This window comes from Sphingomonas sp. 28-62-20 (genome assembly GCF_002281505.1).
In genome coordinates, this window is the sequence record NZ_NCGH01000036.1 from 1 (window position 1) to 18,940 (window position 18,940).

Sequence of the window (18,940 nt, forward strand, 5' to 3'; positions counted from 1 at the left end):
GCGGATGTCGGCCTTGCGGATGCGATGAGGACGATCTTCCCACGCATCCCCTCCGGCAGTCAGGATCATGAGGGCTAGGAGCCGCGATGCCGTCAGGCTCAGCGACTCGCCTTTCACGAACTTGATTTCGATGATGTTGCCCGGCTTGGCGAACTCGTCGCCGCCCTTTGCCTTCAATGCGGCAGCAACGCGCATCGCACGGCCCGGTGACCCCTCGTCAGGCTTCTCCTCGGGAGCCTCGGCTATTGGGCTATCATCAGTTTCCATGCCATATTGCGATCAAAGCTTGATTCTTGGGACCATTATTGCTGCCTGACCTGACCTCTTGCGTCAAGTCAGGTCAGGTTGAAATTCAATTAGCAGCCCCCAAGAGGTCAGGATTGAAGGGAAGGGATGGGATGACGGAATCGTCGGATTTCCTGCGAGTCGGCGAGCATCATGAACGAACGCAAGCGAGAGGTCAGTATTTACTACAGCAGGCAGGAAGGAACGCTGGAAAAGCACGCTGCGTCTGCTGAGACAGGCTCTTCCCCCATTTGGTCAGGAATACCCCATAAGGTCAGGGGAAAGCCCCCGCTCGGTCAGGGTGTAGCCCCCATAAGGTCAGCCTAACACCCCCAACGGGTCAGGCAAAACGGCATAGGCCTCTGAATTCAAGTCATAAATCGGGCCCGAATCTGAATCTCTAGAATCAGAAATCCTTCCGCTGCAGGCAGCGGCGTTTTTATGATGATGTTTTTGAAGGTGGTCGGCCAGATATTGCCTTCCAATCGCCTCAGTGAATCACTGACCCAGTTGTGATTCAAATTTCCGGTTGGACCAGTAGTCCGTGCATCTGCCACCAAGCCACTATGGAAACACCAATCAGCCAGTCGTGGCATTGGCAAGCCATCGACAATTCGCGCAACGTCGCGCGAGACTACCACCTTTGGATCCAAACCGACTTATTCGGGTGGACGACGGTCGAACGCCGATGGGGTCGGATAGGTTCAAAAGGTCAGGGCCTCATTCTTAGCTTCGAAGCGAGGGCACAAGCCGAAGCGACCGCTCATCTCATCCGGCAAAGACGAGCAAGTGCATTCAAGCGAATTGGGGTTCGCTACCGCCAAGTTCGATGACTGCAGGCCGCCACAGCTAACCCAAGGGGACCATTGAAAGCATCCGGCGCTCCTCAAGTGCATGGCGGGAAGGGGAGGGGGAGAGCTTGAGGGACGCTCATGACCCTTACAGCACTCCGACCTACCCAGGACACCATCAACCTCGTCGCGGCTCTGCGTGGCACATGGCACGGCTCTTACGCTATGTGTCGGTGCCCCGTTCATGTTGACAGGACGCCCTCATTGTCGATTCGGCAAGGCGCATCAGGGATCCTCGTGCATTGCTTTGCCGGGTGCAACCCACGCGACATTATGCGTGCCCTGCGGAATACAGATCGAGTTCGAGGCGTAGAACCTCGCCCAACGCAAAGTCTACATTCCAGTCAACTTGCTCAGCGCCTGTGGAGTGATGCGATCGGCGTTCATGGAACGCTGGGAGAGCGCTATCTCATTAGGAGATGTCTGCCCCTGGATCTCCCTGACGTCCGCTTCCATCCGAAGTGCCCTCTCGGCCGAAAGCCGAACACTGCATTTCATCAAGCGTTGCTCGTCGCTGTGCGCGACTGTGGTCACCTTGTTGCAGTCCAGCGCATCATTCTCGACCCGAGAACGACCCAGCATCAGGGTAAATTCTTGCTCGGGCGCTGCGGGCAGGGGGCATGGCAACCGCCACCGAGTGGACGACTTCTCGCAGTAGCGGAAGGCTTCGAAGATGCCGCCGCCTTCACCAGTCTGACTGGCGTAACCTGTTGGGCAGCGATGGGCGCTTCCCGCTTGCCACTCCTGAAGCTCCCAAAAGACCTCGACACCTTGATCATAGCAGAAGACAACGATGCCCCTGGACGAATGGCAGCACACCGCGCGACTATTGCTTACGACAGACCCGGCCTTCAGATAATTCGAAGTTCGCCGGGTTGTCTCCATGATTGGGCAGCAACCAACGAGTGGATCCACCAACCGGGTCGGCACACTGGCGATTGACGAGAATTGGGACATTTCGGCCGTTCGCATGCGACATACCGAACGGCAGCCTTTTATCAGAATCGGTCGTTCAGCGCCCGCCTGCCTGGCATCGCAGAACGACATAGCCATCAGTCACGGCGTTGGTTCAGCTAGACTAGAGGAGCCCTAATTTAGAGGTCTTGCTGGCTACAGCAACTGGCCAGTAGCCGGCAGCCCGTTTTGGACAAAAGCGCAGGGAACGCAGATGTCCATCGCTACCAATATTTTGATATCGCCCGGAATTGTTCGATCGCTTGCGTGGGCCCTTCGCCTTCCTCTGCGTGAATGAGGCAATGATCGATGTGGTCATTGATGAGTGCACGCTTGGCGCTGGCGATCGCATTCTCAACTGCTTGAAGCTGCTGGGCGATGTCGACGCAAGGTCGCTGTTCTTCGATCATCGTCACGATGCTGCGTAAGTGGCCGGTCGCCCGGTTAATGCGTTTGACGATCGCAGGGTGGCTGGTGTGCGCTGTGTGGGTCATGTTCAAAGTCTGACACGCCATCGACCTGCTGTCCAAACATATCCCCCATGGGGGATAGACAGGTCGGCATAAGCGTGGGATGTGCAACATATGCTCGCAGTTCTGGCCAACCGCACCTATCGCCACCTTTTTCTCGCTCAGATCATTGCGCTGATCGGAACGGGCCTTGCGACGGTCGCGCTCGGGCTGCTCGCCTATGACATCGCGGGCGGGAACGCGGGCGCGGTGCTGGGGACTGCGCTGGCGATCAAGATGATCGCCTACGTGGGCGTCGCGCCGATCGCCGGGGCGTTCGCCAACAAGCTACCGCGCCGCACGCTGCTGGTGGCGATGGACGTGCTGCGCGCAGGCGTTGCGATCTGCCTGCCGTTCGTGACCGAGGTCTGGCAGGTCTATGTGCTGATCTTCGTGCTGCAATCAGCCTCCGCTGCGTTCACCCCGACTTTTCAGGCGACCATCCCCGATGTGCTGCCGGACGAGCGTGACTACACCCGCGCCTTGTCGCTCTCGCGGCTGGCCTATGACATGGAAAGCCTGACCAGCCCGATCCTCGCCGCCGGGCTGCTCACTCTGATCTCCTACCACTGGCTGTTTTCGGGTACGGCAATCGGCTTCGTCGCTTCGGCATTGCTGGTGGTTTCGACTACTTTGCCCAAACCACAGCCGGTCGAGGACGCGGGCGGCATTTATGACAAGACCACGCACGGCACGCGCATCTACCTGAAGACGCCGCGCCTGCGCGGGCTGCTCGCTCTTACGCTGGCGGCGGCAGCGGCGAGCGCAATGGTGATCGTCAATACCGTGGTGATCGTGCGTGGGCTGGGGCTCAGCCAGCGCGACGTGGCCTTAACCTTGGCGGCGTTCGGCGGCGGTTCGATCACGGCCGCGCTGACCTTGCCGCGCATTCTCGACCGCATTGCGGACCGCACGGTCATGTTGATTGGCACTGCGACGATCACGCTGGCGCTGGGCGTGATGGCATTGGTTACCGCGGCGATGGGACAGGCGGATAGCTATTGGTTTATGCTCCTTGGCGGGTGGCTGGTGCTCGGGCTGGCCTATTCGGCGAGCGTGACGCCGTCAGGACGGCTGCTGCGGCGCTCGGCCAGTGCTGAAGATCGGCCCGCGCTGTTCGCCGCGCAATTTGCGCTCAGCCACGTGTGCTGGCTGATCTGCTATCCGCTGGCCGGCCAGCTTGGCGCGCGGTTTGGTATGGCGACCGCGTTTGGCACTCTGGCCGCAATTGCGGCGGCGGGGACAATCGCAGCGCTATTGTTGTGGCCGACAAACGATCCCGATGTGGTGGCTCACACACACGCCAATCTGGAGGCGGATGATCCGCATCATCTGGAGCATGAAGGCGGCGATCATCCGTTCGTGATCGACCGGCGGCATAAGCAATGGCCGAAACCGTGAGCCGTGCCTTGCTCTGTCGTCCGTCCTCGCTTAGGCTGAACCAGATGGCAAAGGCAAGGTCCCGGTCTGCATTTTGCGGCGCTCTGCTGGCGCTGGTTGCGCTGCTGTCCGTGTTCGGCGCTTCGACTTGGCATAGCGCGAACTTTCACGAAGATACCCCCTTGATCGCTACATCTGATCATCATGATCATGATGATCACGCGCCGGACCATGACGACGGCGACAGTGCCATTCACCTCGCCGCGCACATCGTTGGCCACGGAATGGATTTGCCCGGAGCTTTCGTCTCTCCGGCGGCCTTGGCGAGCAGTGCCGCCGCATGGACCTGGGCGCAAATCCTGCCTGCAACCGGTCTTGCCCCTGCCTCCTTGTTAAGGCCGCCTCAGGCTTGATCCGTTAACCACGCGCATGGGCGCGCCGTTACGGACTCAGGCAAGGATCACAGATCAATGAACGGCTATTTTGGCCGACAGTGCCTTTTGGCACTGTCTGGCGGGCTGGCAACCATCGCGTTGCCCGCAGCGGCGCATGCAGACCCCGCGCCTCCATTTTCGGCGCTGCTCAGGCAGGCTGAGCAAGCGCCGCGCGTGCAGGAACTTGCTGCCGATGTCGACCGGGCGGCAGGGCTCGCCGAGCAGGCACGGGCGCGTCCCAACCCTACCGTCAGCGTCTATGGCGAGAATTTCGCAGGGGCCTCGCCTTACGCGGGCTTCGGTCAAACCCAGACAACCCTGCAATACAGCCAGCCCTTCGAACTTGGCGGCAAGCGGTCGGCACGCATCGCTGCCGGGGAGGCAGGGGTGAGCGCAGCCCGCGCGCGTGGGCTTCAGGGACGCGTCGCCTTCGCCCATGAACTGGCTCTGGCCTACGCCGCCGTAGAACTTGCCGAACGGCGCATCGCGATTGCGGAGGACGAAGTCGAGGAGGGAGAGGCCGATCTGAAACTCGCCAGAGCGTTGGTGGATGCGGGCAAGGAGGCAAGGCTGCGCGCGTTGCAGGCGGAAACCGACCTCAATGCTGCCCGCGCCGTGCTCGAAGGCACGCGCGCCGTGCGCACGGCAGCGCTCGCCCGGCTCTCGGCGCTGGCCGGAGTGGACACGCCTTTTACCGGCGTATCAGAATCGCTCCTCGATCCGCCGCAGGCGCGCGCGGTCTATGGCCCGGTAGACCCGCTTCAGACCGCCGGCTATCTGGCCGCCGTGGCGGACCGGGATGCGGCGAAGCTGCGGGCTGCAGCCGAACGCAAGCGCACCATCCCTGACATCACCGGGCAGATCGGCGTGCGCCGTCTGGAAGGGGATCACGCCTCCGCCCTCGTTGCGGGCATCTCGCTTCCGCTCAGGCTGTTCGATCGCAATGAGGGCAACAACGCGGCAGCCGATGCCGAGGCGCGCCTTGCAGATGCTCGCGAGGCTGCGGCGCGGCTTGAAGCAACAGCCAATGTTCGCGCTGCGCTTGCCTTTGCGCAAGGCGCTGAAGCCCGGGTTGCCGCTGCTGCACGCACGATGGCGACAGCCGAGGAAACCTATCGCCTTGCCCGCATTGCTTACGAGGCAGGCAAATCCCCCTTGAGTGAACTGCTCGTCGCGCGTCACGGCCTTGGAGCTGCGCGCGCTATCGTCGCAGATGCCGCTGCTGCCCGGTTCGAAGCTCGTGCTCAACTCGCCAGCCTGAACGGCAAGACCATCACCGGAGACCCGGTCCAATGACTGACAAGAACCGCCTCTACGCCGGGGCCGCCATCGGCCTTGTGGCCGCCGCTGCGCTTGGCTTTGGTGCCGCGCGACTGACCCAACCCACACCGCCCGCGATGGAAACCGCAGACGCTGCGCCGAAGGCCGAGACCGACAGCGTCGAGATCACCGCCGAGGGCATCCGCATATCGGCCATTGGCGTTGCACCCGCCGCTTCGGGTGAGCTCGACGCGGCGATCCCGGCAGCGGCGACGGTGGAGGCCATGCCCGACGCCGAAGCGATGCTGACCGCGCGCGCGCCGGGCACTGTCACGCGCATCTTCAAGCGGATCGGCGATCCGGTGCGGATCGGCGACACCCTGGCACTGATCGAAAGCCGCGATGCCTCGATGATCGCAGCCGACCGCAGCGCTGCCGCCGCGCGGGTGACCTTGGCCGCCCGGCAGCTGGCGCGGGAACGCACGCTGCTGGCGCAAGGTGTCTCCCCGCGCGCCGACTATGAATCCGCCGAGGCCAGCCTTGCAGTCGCACGTGCCGATGCCGGACGCGCGAGCGCGGCCGCCGGAGCGGTGCGCCTCGCTGCTGATGGGCGGTCGATTGCTGTGGTGAGCCCGGTGGCCGGGCGCGTGACCGCTGCCACTGCCAGTCTTGGCCAGTACGTTGCGGCCGAGACCGCGCTGTTCCGCGTTGCCGATGGATCGCGCCTGCAGATCACCGCCAGCGTTCCGCCCGCTGACGCTGCGCGCGTCCGCACGGGCGACCGGGTCGAACTGACCAGCAGTGATGGCCGCCTGATCCCCGCGCGGGTTCGCTCGGCCACGGGCGTGGTCGATCCCGCCACCCGCGCGGCCACAGTGGTGATCGAACCGGGCGCGGCCGCAGGTCAGCTCGTTCCCGGACAACTCGTGCAGGCGCGGGTCTTCGCCAGCGGCGGCGCAGCATCTTCGGGCGTGATGGTGCCGCAGGACGCGGTGCAAACCATTGGCGACCGGACGGTGGTGTTCGTCCGCACCAAGGCGGGGTTCAAAGCCCAGACCGTCCAGATCGGCAGCCGCAGCGGCGGACTGGTCGCGGTCACGCAGGGGCTGACCGCAGGCACCCCGATCGCCACGACCAACGCCTTCCTGCTCAAAGCCGAGCTCGAAAAGAACGAGGGGGCGGAGTGATGATCGCGCGTATCCTCTCGCTATCGGTCAGAATGCGATGGCTGGTCGTGGCCTTGACCGCGCTCGTTGTCGCGTTCGGTGCCTGGCAGATCACCAAGCTGCCGATCGACGCCGTGCCCGATGTGACCAACCGGCAAGTACAGATCAGTACGTTCGCGCCGACGCTTGGTCCGGTCGACATCGAAAAGCAGGTGACCTTCCCGGTCGAAACCGCGCTGGCGGGCATTCCCGGTCTGGAGATGACGCGCTCGTTCTCGCGCAACGGTTTCAGCCAGGTCACTGCCGTGTTCACCGACGATACCGACGTGTTCTTCGCGCGCCAGCAAGTGACCGAACGGCTGACGCAGGCCAAGGACAGCTTGCCTGCCGGGGTGCAGCCGAACCTTGCGCCGCTGAGCACTGGCCTTGGCGAGATCTTCTTCTATTCGGTCGCGTTCCGGCATCCGGACGGCAAGGGTATCAAGCCAGTGGACGGCAAGCCCGGCTGGCAATCGGACCACAGCTACCTCACCCCCGAAGGCGAGAGGCTGACCACCGAGATCGCCAAGGCAGCCTATCTGCGCACCGTGCAGGACTGGATCATCCGTCCGCAGATGCGGAATGTGAAGGGCGTGGCGGGCGTCGATTCGAACGGCGGCTACGTCAAACAGTACCTGATCGAACCCGATCTCAACGCGCTCGCCAGCTATGGTCTTTCGATCACCGAACTGGCTGATGCGCTCGAACGCGCCAATCTTTCCGCCGGTTCCAACTACGTCCGGCGCGCGGGCGAGAGTTTCCTCGTGCGGGCAGACGCGCGGCTCAAGTCCATCGAAGATATTCAGGACGCGGTGGTCGCGACCCGCGCCGGTGCGCCGGTGCGCGTGCGCGATGTGGGCCAGGTCGTCATCGGCGGCGCGGTGCGCACCGGTTCTGGGAGTCGCATGGGATCGGAAGCGGTGATCTCGACCGTGCTCATGCTGGTGGGCAGCAACAGCCGGATCGTCGCCACCAGCGCGGCGGAAAAGCTCACCGAGATCGGCAAGTCGCTTCCCGCCGACGTATTCGTGGAGCCGGTCTACAACCGCTCGAAGCTGGTCAACGCCACAATTGCGACGGTCGAGAAGAACCTGATCGAAGGCGCGCTGCTGGTCATCGTGGTGCTGTTCCTGCTGCTCGGCAATATCCGCGCCGCGCTGATCACGGCGGCGGTGATCCCGATAACGATGCTGATGACCGCGACGGGCATGAACGGCCTCGGGGTTTCGGGCAATCTGATGAGCCTTGGCGCGCTCGATTTTGGGTTGATCGTCGATGGCGCGGTGATCATCGTCGAGAACGCGCTGCGAAGGCTGGCCGAACGGCAGGAACAGGAAGGCCGCCTGCTGACCTTGCGCGAGCGGCTGGGCGAGACCATCGAGGCCTCGCAGGAAATGGTCCGGCCAACCGTCTATGGCCAGCTCATCATCTTCCTCGTGTTCGTGCCGCTGCTCACGTTCCAGGGCGTGGAGGGCAAGACCTTCGCGCCCATGGCAACCACGCTGATGGTGGCGCTGGCATCGGCCTTCGTGCTCTCGCTGACGTTCGTGCCTGCGATGATCGCGCTGGTCATCAGTGGCAAGGTCAGCGAGACCGAAGTCAAGCCGATCCGCTGGTTCAAGGACCGCTATGCGCCCCTGCTTGCGCGAGCGGTGGCGCAGCCGCTGCCGTTCATCGCAGGCGGCGCGGGAGTTTTCGTGGCGGCGGCGCTCTGCTTTGCTCTGCTGGGTGAAGAGTTCATGCCGCAGCTCGATGAGAAGGACATCACTGTCACCAATTTCCGCGTGCCCTCGGCCTCGATCGACCAATCGACGCAAATGCAACTCCGGATTGAGGACGCGCTCAAGACTCTGCCCGAAGTGGCGCTGGTGTTTTCCAAGAACGGCAACGCCGATCTCGGCACCGATCCGATGCCGCCCAACGCTTCGGACACGTATGTCATCCCCAAGCCCGAAAGCGAATGGCCGTCCGACGTCCACACCAAGGCCGATATCCTGACCCGGATCGAAGCGAAGATGAAGCCGCTGATCGGCAACCGCACCGAGATCCAGCAGCCTATCCAGATGCGTTTCAACGAACTGATCGCGGGCGTCCGCTCCGATGTCGCGGTCAAGCTCTACGGCGATGACCTCGATGCGATGACCCGGCAGGCACAGCGCATTGCGGGTGCACTGCGGGCCATTCCGGGTGCTGCCGATGTCAGCGCCGAGCAGACCGACGGCGCGCCGACTTTCGACGTGAAGATCGATCGCCCCGCCGTCGCGCGCTACGGTCTGTCGGTCGAGGAAGTGGCGAACACGGTCGCCGCCGCGCTCGGTGGGCGTGAGGCGGGACTGCTGTTCGAGGGTGACCGCCGCTTCTCTGTCGTCGTGCGCCTCGCCGACGCGCAGCGCGACGATCTCGAAACGCTGGGCTCGATCCCGGTGATGCTTCCCGCTGCCGAGGGGCAGATCGCGCGATCGGTCCCGCTGCGCGAACTGGCACGCTTCAGCTATACGCAAGGGCTCAACCAGATCAGCCGCGAGAACGGCAAGCGCATGGTGGTTGTCCAGGTCAACGTGCGCGGGCGTGATCTTGGAGGGTTTGTCACCGAGGCGCAGGACAAGATCGCCAAGCTCGATCTGCCGCCGGGCATGTACACCGCGTGGGGCGGCACGTTCGAAAGCCTCCAGTCGGCGCGGCTTCGGCTGATGATTGTCGTGCCGATATGCTTCCTCGCCATCTTCGGACTGCTCTACATGGCGCTGGGCGGGCTTGTCCCGGCGGCGATCGTGTTCAGCGCAGTGCCAATGGCGCTGGCGGGCGGCGTGTTCGCGCTGCTGCTGCGCGGCATACCGTTCTCGATCACCGCGGCGGTGGGGTTCATTGCGCTCTCGGGCGTGGCGGTCCTCAACGGCCTCGTGATGATGAGCGCGATCCGCAAGCACCGCGAGGATGGTGCGGATGAGGATACCGCGATCATCGACGGCGCGATGGAGCGCGTGCGCCCGGTGCTGATGACCGCGCTGGTCGCCAGCCTCGGCTTCGTGCCGATGGCGCTGGCAACAGGCACCGGGGCCGAAGTGCAGCGCCCCTTGGCGACAGTGGTGATCGGCGGCCTGATTACCTCGACCGCGCTGACACTGCTGGTGCTGCCCGCAATCGCTGCCTGGATGTCACGGCGGCGAGCGAGAAGCGATTATCTGAAGGGTATGGACCCTTCCTTGGCATCGTGACGAGGCCGGATAGCCTGGCCAAGTTAAGCCCGCTGCCAACCTGGCGGGTTTGTTGCATCATGCATTGTGGTCAGTACGCTACAAATGGCGCTTCGCCCCATAGCCCCGTGTCACCGAAGCGTGGTTACTTTGCCGAGTCCCATTTAAGGAGTACGATTTTCCAGCCACCGGGCAGCTTTTGCAGAACGGCCGTCTCGTCGACAAGCGTGTCGATCATCTTGTCACTGCGATTGCTGACCATGCGCAGCTTTGACACTATCCGCGTCTGTGCCGGGCTTTCGTTGATGACGCTACGTTCGAGCAGCACCGTTTTCACCGACTTCTGATATGCAATATCGGCAGCAAGGTGGCCGCCGACGTATTCGGCCCGGCTCTCCTCAGCGCCATCTTCGACTACTTTGAGACCGGGTGCCAGACAGGCGATCGCGAGGTCGCTATTGCCGACTTCGAGGGCATCCGAAAAGGCTTGGAGCGCTGCTTCCGCAGGACCAACGTTGTGGCGGGTGATGCCTTTTGGCGCGGGTGTCATCGCCATGCCGCCATGGTTCATCTTACTATGGTCCATCCCGGGCATGGCGCTGTCGCTAGCACCCGGCGAGGCGGGCATGTCCATTTTGCTATGGTCCATGCCCGGCATTGCCGAGTGATCCATGGCGGGCATAGCGTTGGCATCGGAGGCCGGCGGGGCTGGCATGTCCATCTGGCTGTGGTCCATGCCCGGCATTGCGGCGTGATCCATCGGCGGAGGAGGTGCGGTTGCCGCGCCGGGCATCGCATGGCCAGCGTGGGGATCGGGCGTTTGCGCCAGCGCCGATGCGGAGAGGAGCAGTGCCGATGCGGCAAGATGGATGGGCTTGATCATGACGGGGAACCTTGTGATCAGACTTTGCGACGCACTGGCGCGCCGAAATCGGGGTCGGTGCTGACGCGGCGTGACACGGTGCCACTGGGGAAACGGTACCAGCCCGGATCGCGATAATCGCCGCGCGCAAGGTCGTCGCGAACCTTCACGACAGTGAACATCCCGCCCATCTCGATATTGCCGAATTGGCCGTTGCCAACCATCATCGCCATCGTGTTGGGCGGTCCTGGATGGCCGCCATCAGTGTGGTCCTGATGCTCGGCCATGCCATCACGGCCCATCTTCATATAGCCCGGAAGCATTGCCTTCACGCGGGCTTCGACATTATCCTGATCGACGCCGGTCTGATTGGGCACGCCATGCCCCATGGCATTCATCGTGTGGTGTGACATGTGGCAGTGGAACGACCAGTCGCCGGGAATGGCGGTGAATTCGATATCGCGCATCTGCCCGACATTGACGACTTCAGTGACTTCGGAGGTCCATTGCCCGCGCGGGCGGCGGCCGCCATCTGAGCCGGTGACCACAAATTCGTGGCCGTGGAGATGGATAGGGTGGTTCCACATCGAAAGATTGCCGATGCGGATGCGCACGCGCTCACCCGTGCGGGCCACGATCGGGTCGATGGCGGGGAAGACCTTGGAATTGAACGTCCACAGATTGAAATCGACCATGATCGAGGGATCAGGTCGCCAGGTGCCGGGGTGGAGCGCCCAATTGTGCAGGATGAAGGCATAGTCGCGGTCGATGGCGATGGGTTCGCCCCCGCGCGGGTGAATGATGAACAGTCCCATCATGCCGAACGCCATCTGGGTCATTTCATCGGCATGGGGGTGGTACATATGGCTGCCATGCTGGCAAAGCGTGAACTCATAGACGAACGTCTCGCCCGGCCCGATCGCGGGCTGGTTGAGCCCCGCGACCCCGTCCATGCCCGAGGGCAGTATCAGGCCGTGCCAATGGACGCTGGTGTGCTCCTTCAGCCGGTTGGTAACATAGATGCGGACGCGGTCCCCTTCGACGGCCTCGATAGTCGGGCCGGGGGTCGAGCCGTTGTAGCCCCAACAAGTCGCCTTGGAACCCGGGCCGAATTCGTGGACGATTTCCTCGGCGACGAGGTGAAATTCCTTCGCGCCATCGACCATCTTCCACGGCAGTGTCCAGCCATTGAGCGTGCGAACAGGGTTGTAGCGCGGATCGCGCGGACCGTTTGGCGATGGAGCGGGCATTGGCGCTGGCGCCATCGGCATCGCGTCACGATCCATCGCGGCCATGTCGTGTGTTTGTGCAGCCGCCCTGTTGGCCGCGACCAATGCACCGGCGGCAGCCGCCGCGCCACCGCGCAGCAGTAGGTTTCGACGATCGATGGTCATGACGGGCCTCCGGGATGTTGGTGGGCTGGCGGCGGCGGTGGCGGGCTGGGCAACGAAGGCGGCGCGTCATGCACGGAATGATCCATTCCCGGCATGTCGGCCATGGGCTCCGGCGCAGCAGTTGGCCCAGCACTTGCCGCGCCATGCCCGCTATGGTCCATGGCAATGCCGCGCGGCGTCAGGATTTCGCTGACACTCGGCGTCTGGCCGCTGACCTCCTGCTCGCTCGGCAGCCGGGCGCCGACGACACGCATCAAGTCGATCCGGGCCAGCCAGTAATCGCGGATCGCTTCGAGATAACCCTGATAAGCATCATATTCCTGCGTCTTGGCCTGGATGAGTTCGAACACGCCGATCAGCATGTAGTTCTGCTCTTGCTGGCTGCGCTCGACGATGGTTTCGCGCGCCGGAATGAGTGCCTCACGGTGGGTCTTGACGATGTCGGCGAGCACCTGGACTCGCTCGGCACCAAGGCGCACCGCATTGTCGGTCTTCAACTGCAAGGCCAGCAACTGCGCCCGCGCTTGCAGGTAGCGTGCCTCGGCGCGCGCGACCCGCGCGCCGCCCTGGTTGAAGATCGGGATTTCAATGCTGGCGGTCGGCCCCTGGATCTTCGATCCATCGGTTTCGCGTTCGCGTTCAAAGCCGATCTGGGCGTCGCCAAGCAGCCGCGTGTGCCGCGTAATTCCCGCAGCATCGCGCAGGATATCGACCTCGCGCGCCTGCGCGAGCAGCGCGAGATTGCCCTGATTGGCCATTGTCTCGAGCAGCACCGGATCGTCCTCGGTCGCCACCGGCAGGGGCAGACGGTCGCTGGTCCGCCATTCGGCATCGGGGCCGGACAGTCCGATGGCCGTGTTCAGTTGCAGCCGGGCCATACGCGCTGCCACCGCCGCCCGGGCCGCATCGATCTGCGCTTGCGACGCTGCCGCTTCCTCGCGCTTCAGTTGCAGTTCGCTTATGTTGCCAGCGGCATAGTATCGGCGCGCCAGTTCGGCCGATGTGGCCATGCCCGAGGCGACCGCCGCGCGCATATCAGCCACCTGCTGCGCGCCGACATAGGCATACCAGGCTGATTCCACATCGAAACCGACGCCAAGCACCGAAGCAGCGATGGCGAGCTTGGCGCGCTCGAAGTCCGACCTCGCTAGCCGCGCGCGGGCCGGCAGGACCAAAAGGTCCACAAGCGGCATCGTGAGCCCCAGTGCGAGTTGGCTGCCAGGGCCGCCCAGCGCATTGAGCTTTCCGATGGAGAAGCGCGGATTGGCGATCTGCACGGCCTCCATGATATCAGCGCGCGCCAGACCAAGCTTGGCATATTCCTCCTGCAGCCGGGGACTGCGCAGCATCGCGACACGGACGGCGCGTTCGGCGGTCATCGGTTCGCCGAGCCACTGCGTCACCAGCGCTGCATCGGCCCCGCTGGTGTTTTTCTCCCAGCCCAATTCGGGTGCGCCGCGCGCCGCCAGAAGTTTGTTGATCTGCGGCGGGTCGAGACCGGGCTGCACGGTAGCGCAGCCTCCCAGAAGCATGGCAACACCGACGCACGTCAGCACTTGGCCCGTTTGCTTCAACATGTGTCGTCTGGCCCTGTTGCTGCGTTCAACGATGTGCGGGGGTGCCGCCATCACGGGGTATACGCACCCCCGCCGCGCGGCCCTCAGGCGTTGCCAAGTATTTCCGTCAGCCGTACCCGCGCACGGCGGATGCGGGTTTCGACGGCCTTTTCGCTGATCCCGAGCACCGCCGCGGCGTCCGCCTGCGACAAGCCATCTACGGCGCAAAGAATAAGCGGCTCTTTCAGCTGAGACGGCAGTTGGGGGATGGCGCGCGCCACGGCGGCCATGCGTTGCCGATCATCAGCGGCCACATCGGGCCCGATGGCATCGTCGGGAATGTCCAGCACATCTCCGCCCAGCGGCACCGCGAAAGTGAAGAACTTGCGCACGGCGCGGCGGCGTCCCCAATCGCGCGATTTGTTGATGGCGATCCGCGCCAGCCAGGTGCCGAAGGGCCGTGCGGGATCATAGGATTTCAGCGCCAGCCAGGCCGCGACGAAGCTCTCCTGCACGAGATCGAGCGCCTCATCGTTTTTGCCGATGTGACTGCGAATGAGCCGGTAGATCCGCGTTTCGTGCCGCCGCATCAGCACGGCATAGGCTGCGCTGCTCCTATCGAGCGCCAGCGTTGCCAGTTCCCCGTCGGAGCATTTGGCCAGATCGCCAGTCACTTCGCCAGTCACGTCGCCAGTCATCGCTGCCCGGCTCCCAGAATCGTTCACTGTCCGTCAGCGGTAAGCGCCCGCGTCACGGCAGCATCGAACTGTGCCGCCTGATCCGGGCGCATCAGCGCGCGCATCGCGAAGATATGCGCCAGCGTGGCCTTTTGCAGTTCGCCCATGACATGATGCGAGCGATCAACCGCTGCGGTTACCTCTGGGCCTGCGCCATGTTCCCGATCTATCGCGTGGGCAAGTTCGGTATTGTTGGCGCGCAGCTGGCCTTCGAGGTCACGCTTCTGGACCGCGAAGCCGGACTCCAGCGCTTCGAGCCGGGCGCGCTGACCGGCGTCGAGATCGAGCCCGTTGTGCAGGAAGTCATGCAGCTCTGCGCGCGGCGGCGATGGCGCGGGAATGAATGTTCGGCCCACCCATGCTCCTGCGAGCCCTGCGCAAAAGGCGATCAGCGCGACCAATAACGCGCGGCGCAGCTGCGGGGTCATCTGTCCGTGGCCAGCAAGGTTGCAGGCGCAAAAGCTGCGTTCGCCGAAAACACCGACAGCTCCGGCGGCGCGTCCCTTGAAGCCAGACCCGGGTTGACGCTGACCAGACCGATGATCATCGCCGCCGCCGCCGCGCCAAGTCCGACGCCCAGCGTGGGCCGCGCTTCGCGGGCACGCACGGCGGCATCGATGCGCACCATCACCGCGTTTTCGAAGTTTGTAGCGCCTCTCGGCAGTTCGGCCTGCCCAAGCATCTCCAGTGCCCAATCGATGCTGTCCGTCATTCCGTCCTCCCGGCTTGTCAGTCACTATACGCAGGCCCCGCAGACGACCCTCATTTTGCCGCCCATGCAATATGCCTTGCAAACGAAGGTCAGAAAATCGGTGCCCGCAGTGAGGGCCGCTCGCCCCAGCCGCGTATGATGAATTGCACCCCTTCGGAGATCCAATCATGTCGTTCCGCTCGCTTCCCCCGATCAAGCACGTCGTTGCTGCCATCACTCTCGGCATGTTGGCGTTCTCGGCAACCGCACAGGCGCATCCGAGACTGGTTGCCGCATCGCCAGCAGCCAACACCGCGATTGCCAGCACCAACCAGATCAAACTGACCTTCAGCGAGGCGCTGGTGGCCCAGTTTTCCGGCATATCGATCCTGATGACCGACATGCCCGGTATGAAGATGACAGCGCCAATGTCGGTCGGTGCGGTGACATCAACAGTTGCCCCCGATGGCAAGACGCTGGTCGGCACACTGCGATCGCCACTGCCCGCTGGCACGTATACGCTGGGCTGGCATGCCGTCACTGCTGACACCCACCGGGTTGAAGGCAGCTACAGCTTTACGGTCAGATAGCGCGTGGACGCCGCAATCGGCATTGTGGTGCGAGGGGCGCTTGTCGCCGATCTGATGCTGTTGTTCGGCGTGCCGCTGTTCGTGATCTATTCCCCCGCTGGGGTCGGTACAAAGATTACAGCGCCCCTTCGGTCTATGATCGTCTGGATTGCGCTGGGTGGCATACTGCTTTCTATGCTCGGGATCGCAATCCTGACAGCGGCCATGAGCGGTCTCCCGCTTGCACAAATCGACGCGGCAACACTTTCGATGCTGGTGACGCAAACTTCGGTGGGGGCGGCATTTCTCGTCCGACTGACTGCTACAGCACTCGCCTTTGTGCTTGCGCTGCAACGCTCAGGCCGCCGCGCGATTGTGCTCGCCGTTGCACTTTGCGGCGCGGTGGCGCTGGGATCACTCGCCTGGTCCGGCCACGGCGTCATGGATGATGGCAGGGTCGGCACCTTGCACCTTGTCGCCGACATTGTTCACCTGCTCGCCGCCGGCGTCTGGGTGGGTGCGCTCGCCTCGTTGCTCTGGGTGTTGATCACGGCCGGGCATAGCAGCACCGCCGCATCGCACCGCGCGCTGGCAGGCTTCGCATCGGTGGGCACTGCCAGCGTTGCGCTTGTACTGCTAAGCGGCTTGATCAATTCTTGGCTGCTCGTTGGCCCCTCGAACGTTCTTTCGCTGGGCACATCGCTTTACGGGCAATTGCTGCTGATCAAGCTCGCGCTGTTTGCGGGCATGATTGCGTTGGCAGCCATCAACCGCTTCCGTCTGACACCTGCGTTGGGCGCAGCCCGAACACCTGACGATGCACTCCATGTGCTCCGGCGGCTCCGGGGAAGCCTGACGCTCGAGACGATTGCGGCCTTTGCTATCCTAGGGCTGGTTGCCTGGCTTAGCACGCTCGAACCGCCGGTAGCGGCGATGTGAGCAACAAATCAATGCACCAGGGGTTGTAGCAACAACGAGACGGCCCCGGTTCGATTTCACGTTCGGGGAAATCACCACGGAAAGGCACTACTATGCACAGATATCTAACCCTCGCGGCGATCCTGATCACAGCCCCGGTCGCAGCGCAAACATCGCCGCAGACGGATCCGGGTGCCATGTCGGGCATGAATCACGGCGGAATGGGAGGCATGAACCACGATGCCATGCAAAAGCCTGAAATGCCCATGCCTCCCGCTCCGATGCCAACAACGCCGATGCCCGCCATGGACCACTCCAAGATGCAGGGCATGGATCACCCCATGATGGGTGGCATGGGCGAAATGATGAAAAACACGCCTGCCAATCCCTATGCCGAAGCCGGCATGGCGATGCATCACAAGATGATGGTGGTCGGCGCTGATGCGTCTGAAACCTGGGTCCGCCAGATGATCGAGCACCATCGCGGTGCGATCGCGATGTCGAAGATTGCGGTTGCGCAAGCCAATGACAAGGAGGCTCGCGCCTTGGCGCAGAAAGACATCACCATGCAGGAAAAGGACATCGCCAGCCTCCAGTCCTGGCTGAAGCGTCACGGCCACACGGCGCAATAGCAGCGGTGCGCTGCCGGGTTCGCTTGATTGAACCCGGCCGCCCCATTGTTGAAGGCTCATCGCACGCAGGAACTTTGATCGACCACAAGGACAAGCGCAATGGCAGGCGAAACGCACGACACGCTCGAGGCGCCAGAACCTGGTACGCGTGGATCGCAGGAACAAGCCGGCCAGCCCGACAAGGCTACAGATTCCGCCAAGACTGAGCGTGATCCTGTTTGCGGGATGATGGTTGATCCGCACGCCACGGAACATCATGCCGATCACGATGGGTATCCCTATCATTTCTGCTCGGCGGGCTGCAGGACCAAGTTTGTCGCTGCCCCCGACAAGTACTTGACCCTAACCGACTTGCAGTCGCACGAACCGGTTCCCGAAGGCACGATCTACACCTGCCCGATGCACCCGCAGATCCGCCAGATCGGGCCCGGTGCCTGCCCGATCTGCGGCATGGCGCTTGAGCCTGAGGTGATGACAGCCGAAACGCCGCCAAACCCCGAGCTGGCCGACTTCACGCGCCGGTTCTGGATCGGGCTGGTGCTTACCATCCCGGTGTTCGCGCTCGAGATGGGCGGGCACCTGTTCAACATCGACCACCTGATCGCGCCGCAGGTTTCGAACTGGGTGCAGTTGCTGCTGGCAACGCCGGTCGTGCTGTGGGCGGGATGGCCGTTTTTCCATCGCGGCTGGCTGTCATTGGTCAATCGCAGCCTCAATATGTTTACGCTGATTGCCATGGGGACCGGTGTGTCCTGGATTTACAGCGTCATCGCTACCGCCGCGCCAGGCCTGTTCCCGCCAGCGTTTCGGCGGATGGATGGGGCGGTCGCGGTGTATTTCGAGGCAGCCGCGATCATCGTCGTGCTCGTCCTCCTCGGACAACTTCTCGAGCTTCGCGCCCGAGAGGCCACCGGCGGCGCTATCCGTGCCTTGCTGGACCTCGCACCCAAGACGGCGCGGCGCATGAAGCCCGATGGTTCCGACGAGGAAGTCGTCGATGGCACCGTCACCGAAGGGCGTTCGACGATCGATGAATCGATGGTCACCGGGGAATCGATGCCGGTCACCAAGGAGACCGGCGATACCGTGATCGCTGGCACGATCAACCAGACCGGGGCCATCGCCATGCGCGCCGACAAGATCGGCAGCGATACGATGCTGGCGCACATTGTCCAGATGGTGGCAGACGCGCAGCGAAGCCGTGCGCCGATCCAACGCCTTGCGGATCAGGTAGCGGGTTGGTTCGTGCCCGCTGTCATTGCTGTCGCAGCCCTCGCCTTCATCGTCTGGGCGGCGTTCGGCCCGGAGCCGCGCTTTACCTATGGTTTTGTGGCGGCAGTGACTGTGCTCATCATCGCCTGCCCCTGCGCCTTGGGGCTAGCCACGCCGATGTCGATCATGGTCGGCGTTGGGCGCGGTGCCGAGTCCGGGGTGTTGATGAAAAGCGCCGAAGCGCTGGAGCGGATGGAAAAGGTCGACACGCTCCTCGTTGACAAGACCGGCACGCTC

General features: G+C 63.3%; 18 protein-coding genes and 1 pseudogene. 11 read left to right on the forward strand and 8 right to left on the reverse strand.

The genetic code is table 11. From position 1 onward, the window contains the following. A pseudogene (locus B7Y43_RS18980) lies at positions 1 to 195 on the reverse strand (replication initiation protein); the annotation flags it as partial. Positions 196 to 851: 656 nt separating this feature from the next. Between B7Y43_RS18980 and B7Y43_RS18985 the strand changes: the two are divergent. Continuing rightward, a complete protein-coding gene (locus B7Y43_RS18985; protein WP_374133247.1) occupies positions 852 to 1,118 on the forward strand; it encodes a WGR domain-containing protein in 267 nt (88 codons plus the stop codon). Between the two features lie 291 nt (positions 1,119 to 1,409). Further along, positions 1,410 to 2,078 carry a toprim domain-containing protein gene (locus B7Y43_RS18990; protein WP_374133262.1) on the forward strand — a complete coding sequence of 223 codons (669 nt, stop codon included), beginning with the start codon at positions 1,410 to 1,412 and terminating at the stop codon, positions 2,076 to 2,078. Positions 2,079 to 2,314: 236 nt separating this feature from the next. On the opposite strand, the gene B7Y43_RS18995 is transcribed toward B7Y43_RS18990, so the two are convergent. Continuing rightward, positions 2,315 to 2,584 carry a metal-sensing transcriptional repressor gene (locus B7Y43_RS18995; RefSeq protein ID WP_374133263.1) on the reverse strand — a complete coding sequence of 90 codons (270 nt, stop codon included), beginning with the start codon at positions 2,582 to 2,584 and terminating at the stop codon, positions 2,315 to 2,317. A gap of 90 nt (positions 2,585 to 2,674) precedes the next feature. On the opposite strand from B7Y43_RS18995, the gene B7Y43_RS19000 reads away from it, so the two are divergent. Genes B7Y43_RS19000 through B7Y43_RS19020 form a run of 5 tightly spaced genes read left to right on the forward strand, consistent with a single transcriptional unit; the run spans position 2,675 to position 10,093 of the window. Beyond that, positions 2,675 to 4,000, forward strand: a complete 1,326-nt coding sequence (locus tag B7Y43_RS19000) for an MFS transporter (protein ID WP_374133248.1) — start codon at positions 2,675 to 2,677, stop codon at positions 3,998 to 4,000. Then, positions 3,985 to 4,392 carry a hypothetical protein gene (locus tag B7Y43_RS19005; protein ID WP_374133249.1) on the forward strand — a complete coding sequence of 136 codons (408 nt, stop codon included), beginning with the start codon at positions 3,985 to 3,987 and terminating at the stop codon, positions 4,390 to 4,392. Before B7Y43_RS19000 ends, B7Y43_RS19005 begins: the two co-directional genes overlap by 16 nt. A 57-nt stretch (positions 4,393 to 4,449) precedes the next feature. Then, positions 4,450 to 5,709: a TolC family protein gene (locus tag B7Y43_RS19010; protein WP_374133250.1), complete on the forward strand. Its 1,260-nt coding sequence runs from the start codon at positions 4,450 to 4,452 to the stop codon at positions 5,707 to 5,709. Further along, complete coding sequence (locus tag B7Y43_RS19015) at positions 5,706 to 6,860, forward strand: efflux RND transporter periplasmic adaptor subunit (protein ID WP_374133251.1); 1,155 nt, start codon at positions 5,706 to 5,708, stop codon at positions 6,858 to 6,860. The genes B7Y43_RS19010 and B7Y43_RS19015 overlap by 4 nt, the downstream gene beginning before the upstream one ends. After that, positions 6,860 to 10,093: an efflux RND transporter permease subunit gene (locus B7Y43_RS19020; RefSeq protein WP_374133252.1), complete on the forward strand. Its 3,234-nt coding sequence runs from the start codon at positions 6,860 to 6,862 to the stop codon at positions 10,091 to 10,093. Before B7Y43_RS19015 ends, B7Y43_RS19020 begins: the two co-directional genes overlap by 1 nt. A gap of 124 nt (positions 10,094 to 10,217) precedes the next feature. Here the strand turns inward: B7Y43_RS19020 and B7Y43_RS19025 are convergent, their stop codons facing one another. From B7Y43_RS19025 to B7Y43_RS19050, 6 genes are all read right to left on the reverse strand, one after another. Further along, positions 10,218 to 10,955, reverse strand: a complete 738-nt coding sequence (locus B7Y43_RS19025; protein ID WP_374133253.1) for a hypothetical protein — start codon at positions 10,953 to 10,955, stop codon at positions 10,218 to 10,220. A gap of 17 nt (positions 10,956 to 10,972) precedes the next feature. Continuing rightward, complete coding sequence (locus B7Y43_RS19030) at positions 10,973 to 12,328, reverse strand: multicopper oxidase family protein (RefSeq protein WP_374133254.1); 1,356 nt, start codon at positions 12,326 to 12,328, stop codon at positions 10,973 to 10,975. Further along, on the reverse strand, positions 12,325 to 13,905 hold the full coding sequence (locus B7Y43_RS19035; protein ID WP_374133255.1) for a TolC family protein: 1,581 nt from the start codon (positions 13,903 to 13,905) through the stop codon (positions 12,325 to 12,327). The genes B7Y43_RS19030 and B7Y43_RS19035 overlap by 4 nt, the downstream gene beginning before the upstream one ends. An 83-nt stretch (positions 13,906 to 13,988) precedes the next feature. Then, positions 13,989 to 14,558, reverse strand: a complete 570-nt coding sequence (locus tag B7Y43_RS19040; protein WP_374133264.1) for an RNA polymerase sigma factor — start codon at positions 14,556 to 14,558, stop codon at positions 13,989 to 13,991. A gap of 47 nt (positions 14,559 to 14,605) precedes the next feature. Continuing rightward, positions 14,606 to 15,049, reverse strand: a complete 444-nt coding sequence (locus B7Y43_RS19045) for a periplasmic heavy metal sensor (RefSeq protein ID WP_374133256.1) — start codon at positions 15,047 to 15,049, stop codon at positions 14,606 to 14,608. After that, positions 15,046 to 15,333 (reverse strand): hypothetical protein, encoded by a 288-nt coding sequence (locus B7Y43_RS19050; protein ID WP_374133257.1) that lies wholly within the window; start codon positions 15,331 to 15,333, stop codon positions 15,046 to 15,048. The genes B7Y43_RS19045 and B7Y43_RS19050 overlap by 4 nt, the downstream gene beginning before the upstream one ends. A 167-nt stretch (positions 15,334 to 15,500) precedes the next feature. On the opposite strand from B7Y43_RS19050, the gene copC reads away from it, so the two are divergent. The 4 genes from copC to B7Y43_RS19070 form a co-directional block, all read left to right on the forward strand. Beyond that, complete coding sequence (copC, locus tag B7Y43_RS19055; RefSeq protein WP_374133258.1) at positions 15,501 to 15,902, forward strand: copper homeostasis periplasmic binding protein CopC; 402 nt, start codon at positions 15,501 to 15,503, stop codon at positions 15,900 to 15,902. A 3-nt stretch (positions 15,903 to 15,905) separates the two neighbouring features. Next, on the forward strand, positions 15,906 to 16,820 hold the full coding sequence (copD, locus tag B7Y43_RS19060) for a copper homeostasis membrane protein CopD (RefSeq protein WP_374133259.1): 915 nt from the start codon (positions 15,906 to 15,908) through the stop codon (positions 16,818 to 16,820). Positions 16,821 to 17,029: 209 nt separating this feature from the next. Next, positions 17,030 to 17,431, forward strand: a complete 402-nt coding sequence (locus B7Y43_RS19065; RefSeq protein ID WP_374133260.1) for a DUF305 domain-containing protein — start codon at positions 17,030 to 17,032, stop codon at positions 17,429 to 17,431. Between the two features lie 99 nt (positions 17,432 to 17,530). Further along, positions 17,531 to 18,940, forward strand: a 1,410-nt coding sequence (locus B7Y43_RS19070) for an HAD-IC family P-type ATPase (protein WP_374133261.1), incomplete at its 3' end; no start/stop codon positions are given.

Coding starts and splice junctions, on each gene's coding strand:
- B7Y43_RS18985 (WP_374133247.1), top strand. CDS start 852: ATGGAAACACCAATCAGCCAGTCGTGGCATTGGCAAGCCATCGACAAT.
- B7Y43_RS18990 (WP_374133262.1), top strand. CDS start 1,410: ATGCGTGCCCTGCGGAATACAGATCGAGTTCGAGGCGTAGAACCTCGC.
- B7Y43_RS18995 (WP_374133263.1), bottom strand. CDS start 2,584: ATGACCCACACAGCGCACACCAGCCACCCTGCGATCGTCAAACGCATT.
- B7Y43_RS19000 (WP_374133248.1), top strand. CDS start 2,675: ATGCTCGCAGTTCTGGCCAACCGCACCTATCGCCACCTTTTTCTCGCT.
- B7Y43_RS19005 (WP_374133249.1), top strand. CDS start 3,985: ATGGCCGAAACCGTGAGCCGTGCCTTGCTCTGTCGTCCGTCCTCGCTT.
- B7Y43_RS19010 (WP_374133250.1), top strand. CDS start 4,450: ATGAACGGCTATTTTGGCCGACAGTGCCTTTTGGCACTGTCTGGCGGG.
- B7Y43_RS19015 (WP_374133251.1), top strand. CDS start 5,706: ATGACTGACAAGAACCGCCTCTACGCCGGGGCCGCCATCGGCCTTGTG.
- B7Y43_RS19020 (WP_374133252.1), top strand. CDS start 6,860: ATGATCGCGCGTATCCTCTCGCTATCGGTCAGAATGCGATGGCTGGTC.
- B7Y43_RS19025 (WP_374133253.1), bottom strand. CDS start 10,955: ATGATCAAGCCCATCCATCTTGCCGCATCGGCACTGCTCCTCTCCGCA.
- B7Y43_RS19030 (WP_374133254.1), bottom strand. CDS start 12,328: ATGACCATCGATCGTCGAAACCTACTGCTGCGCGGTGGCGCGGCGGCT.
- B7Y43_RS19035 (WP_374133255.1), bottom strand. CDS start 13,905: ATGTTGAAGCAAACGGGCCAAGTGCTGACGTGCGTCGGTGTTGCCATG.
- B7Y43_RS19045 (WP_374133256.1), bottom strand. CDS start 15,049: ATGACCCCGCAGCTGCGCCGCGCGTTATTGGTCGCGCTGATCGCCTTT.
- B7Y43_RS19050 (WP_374133257.1), bottom strand. CDS start 15,333: ATGACGGACAGCATCGATTGGGCACTGGAGATGCTTGGGCAGGCCGAA.
- copC (WP_374133258.1), top strand. CDS start 15,501: ATGTCGTTCCGCTCGCTTCCCCCGATCAAGCACGTCGTTGCTGCCATC.
- B7Y43_RS19065 (WP_374133260.1), top strand. CDS start 17,030: ATGAACCACGATGCCATGCAAAAGCCTGAAATGCCCATGCCTCCCGCT.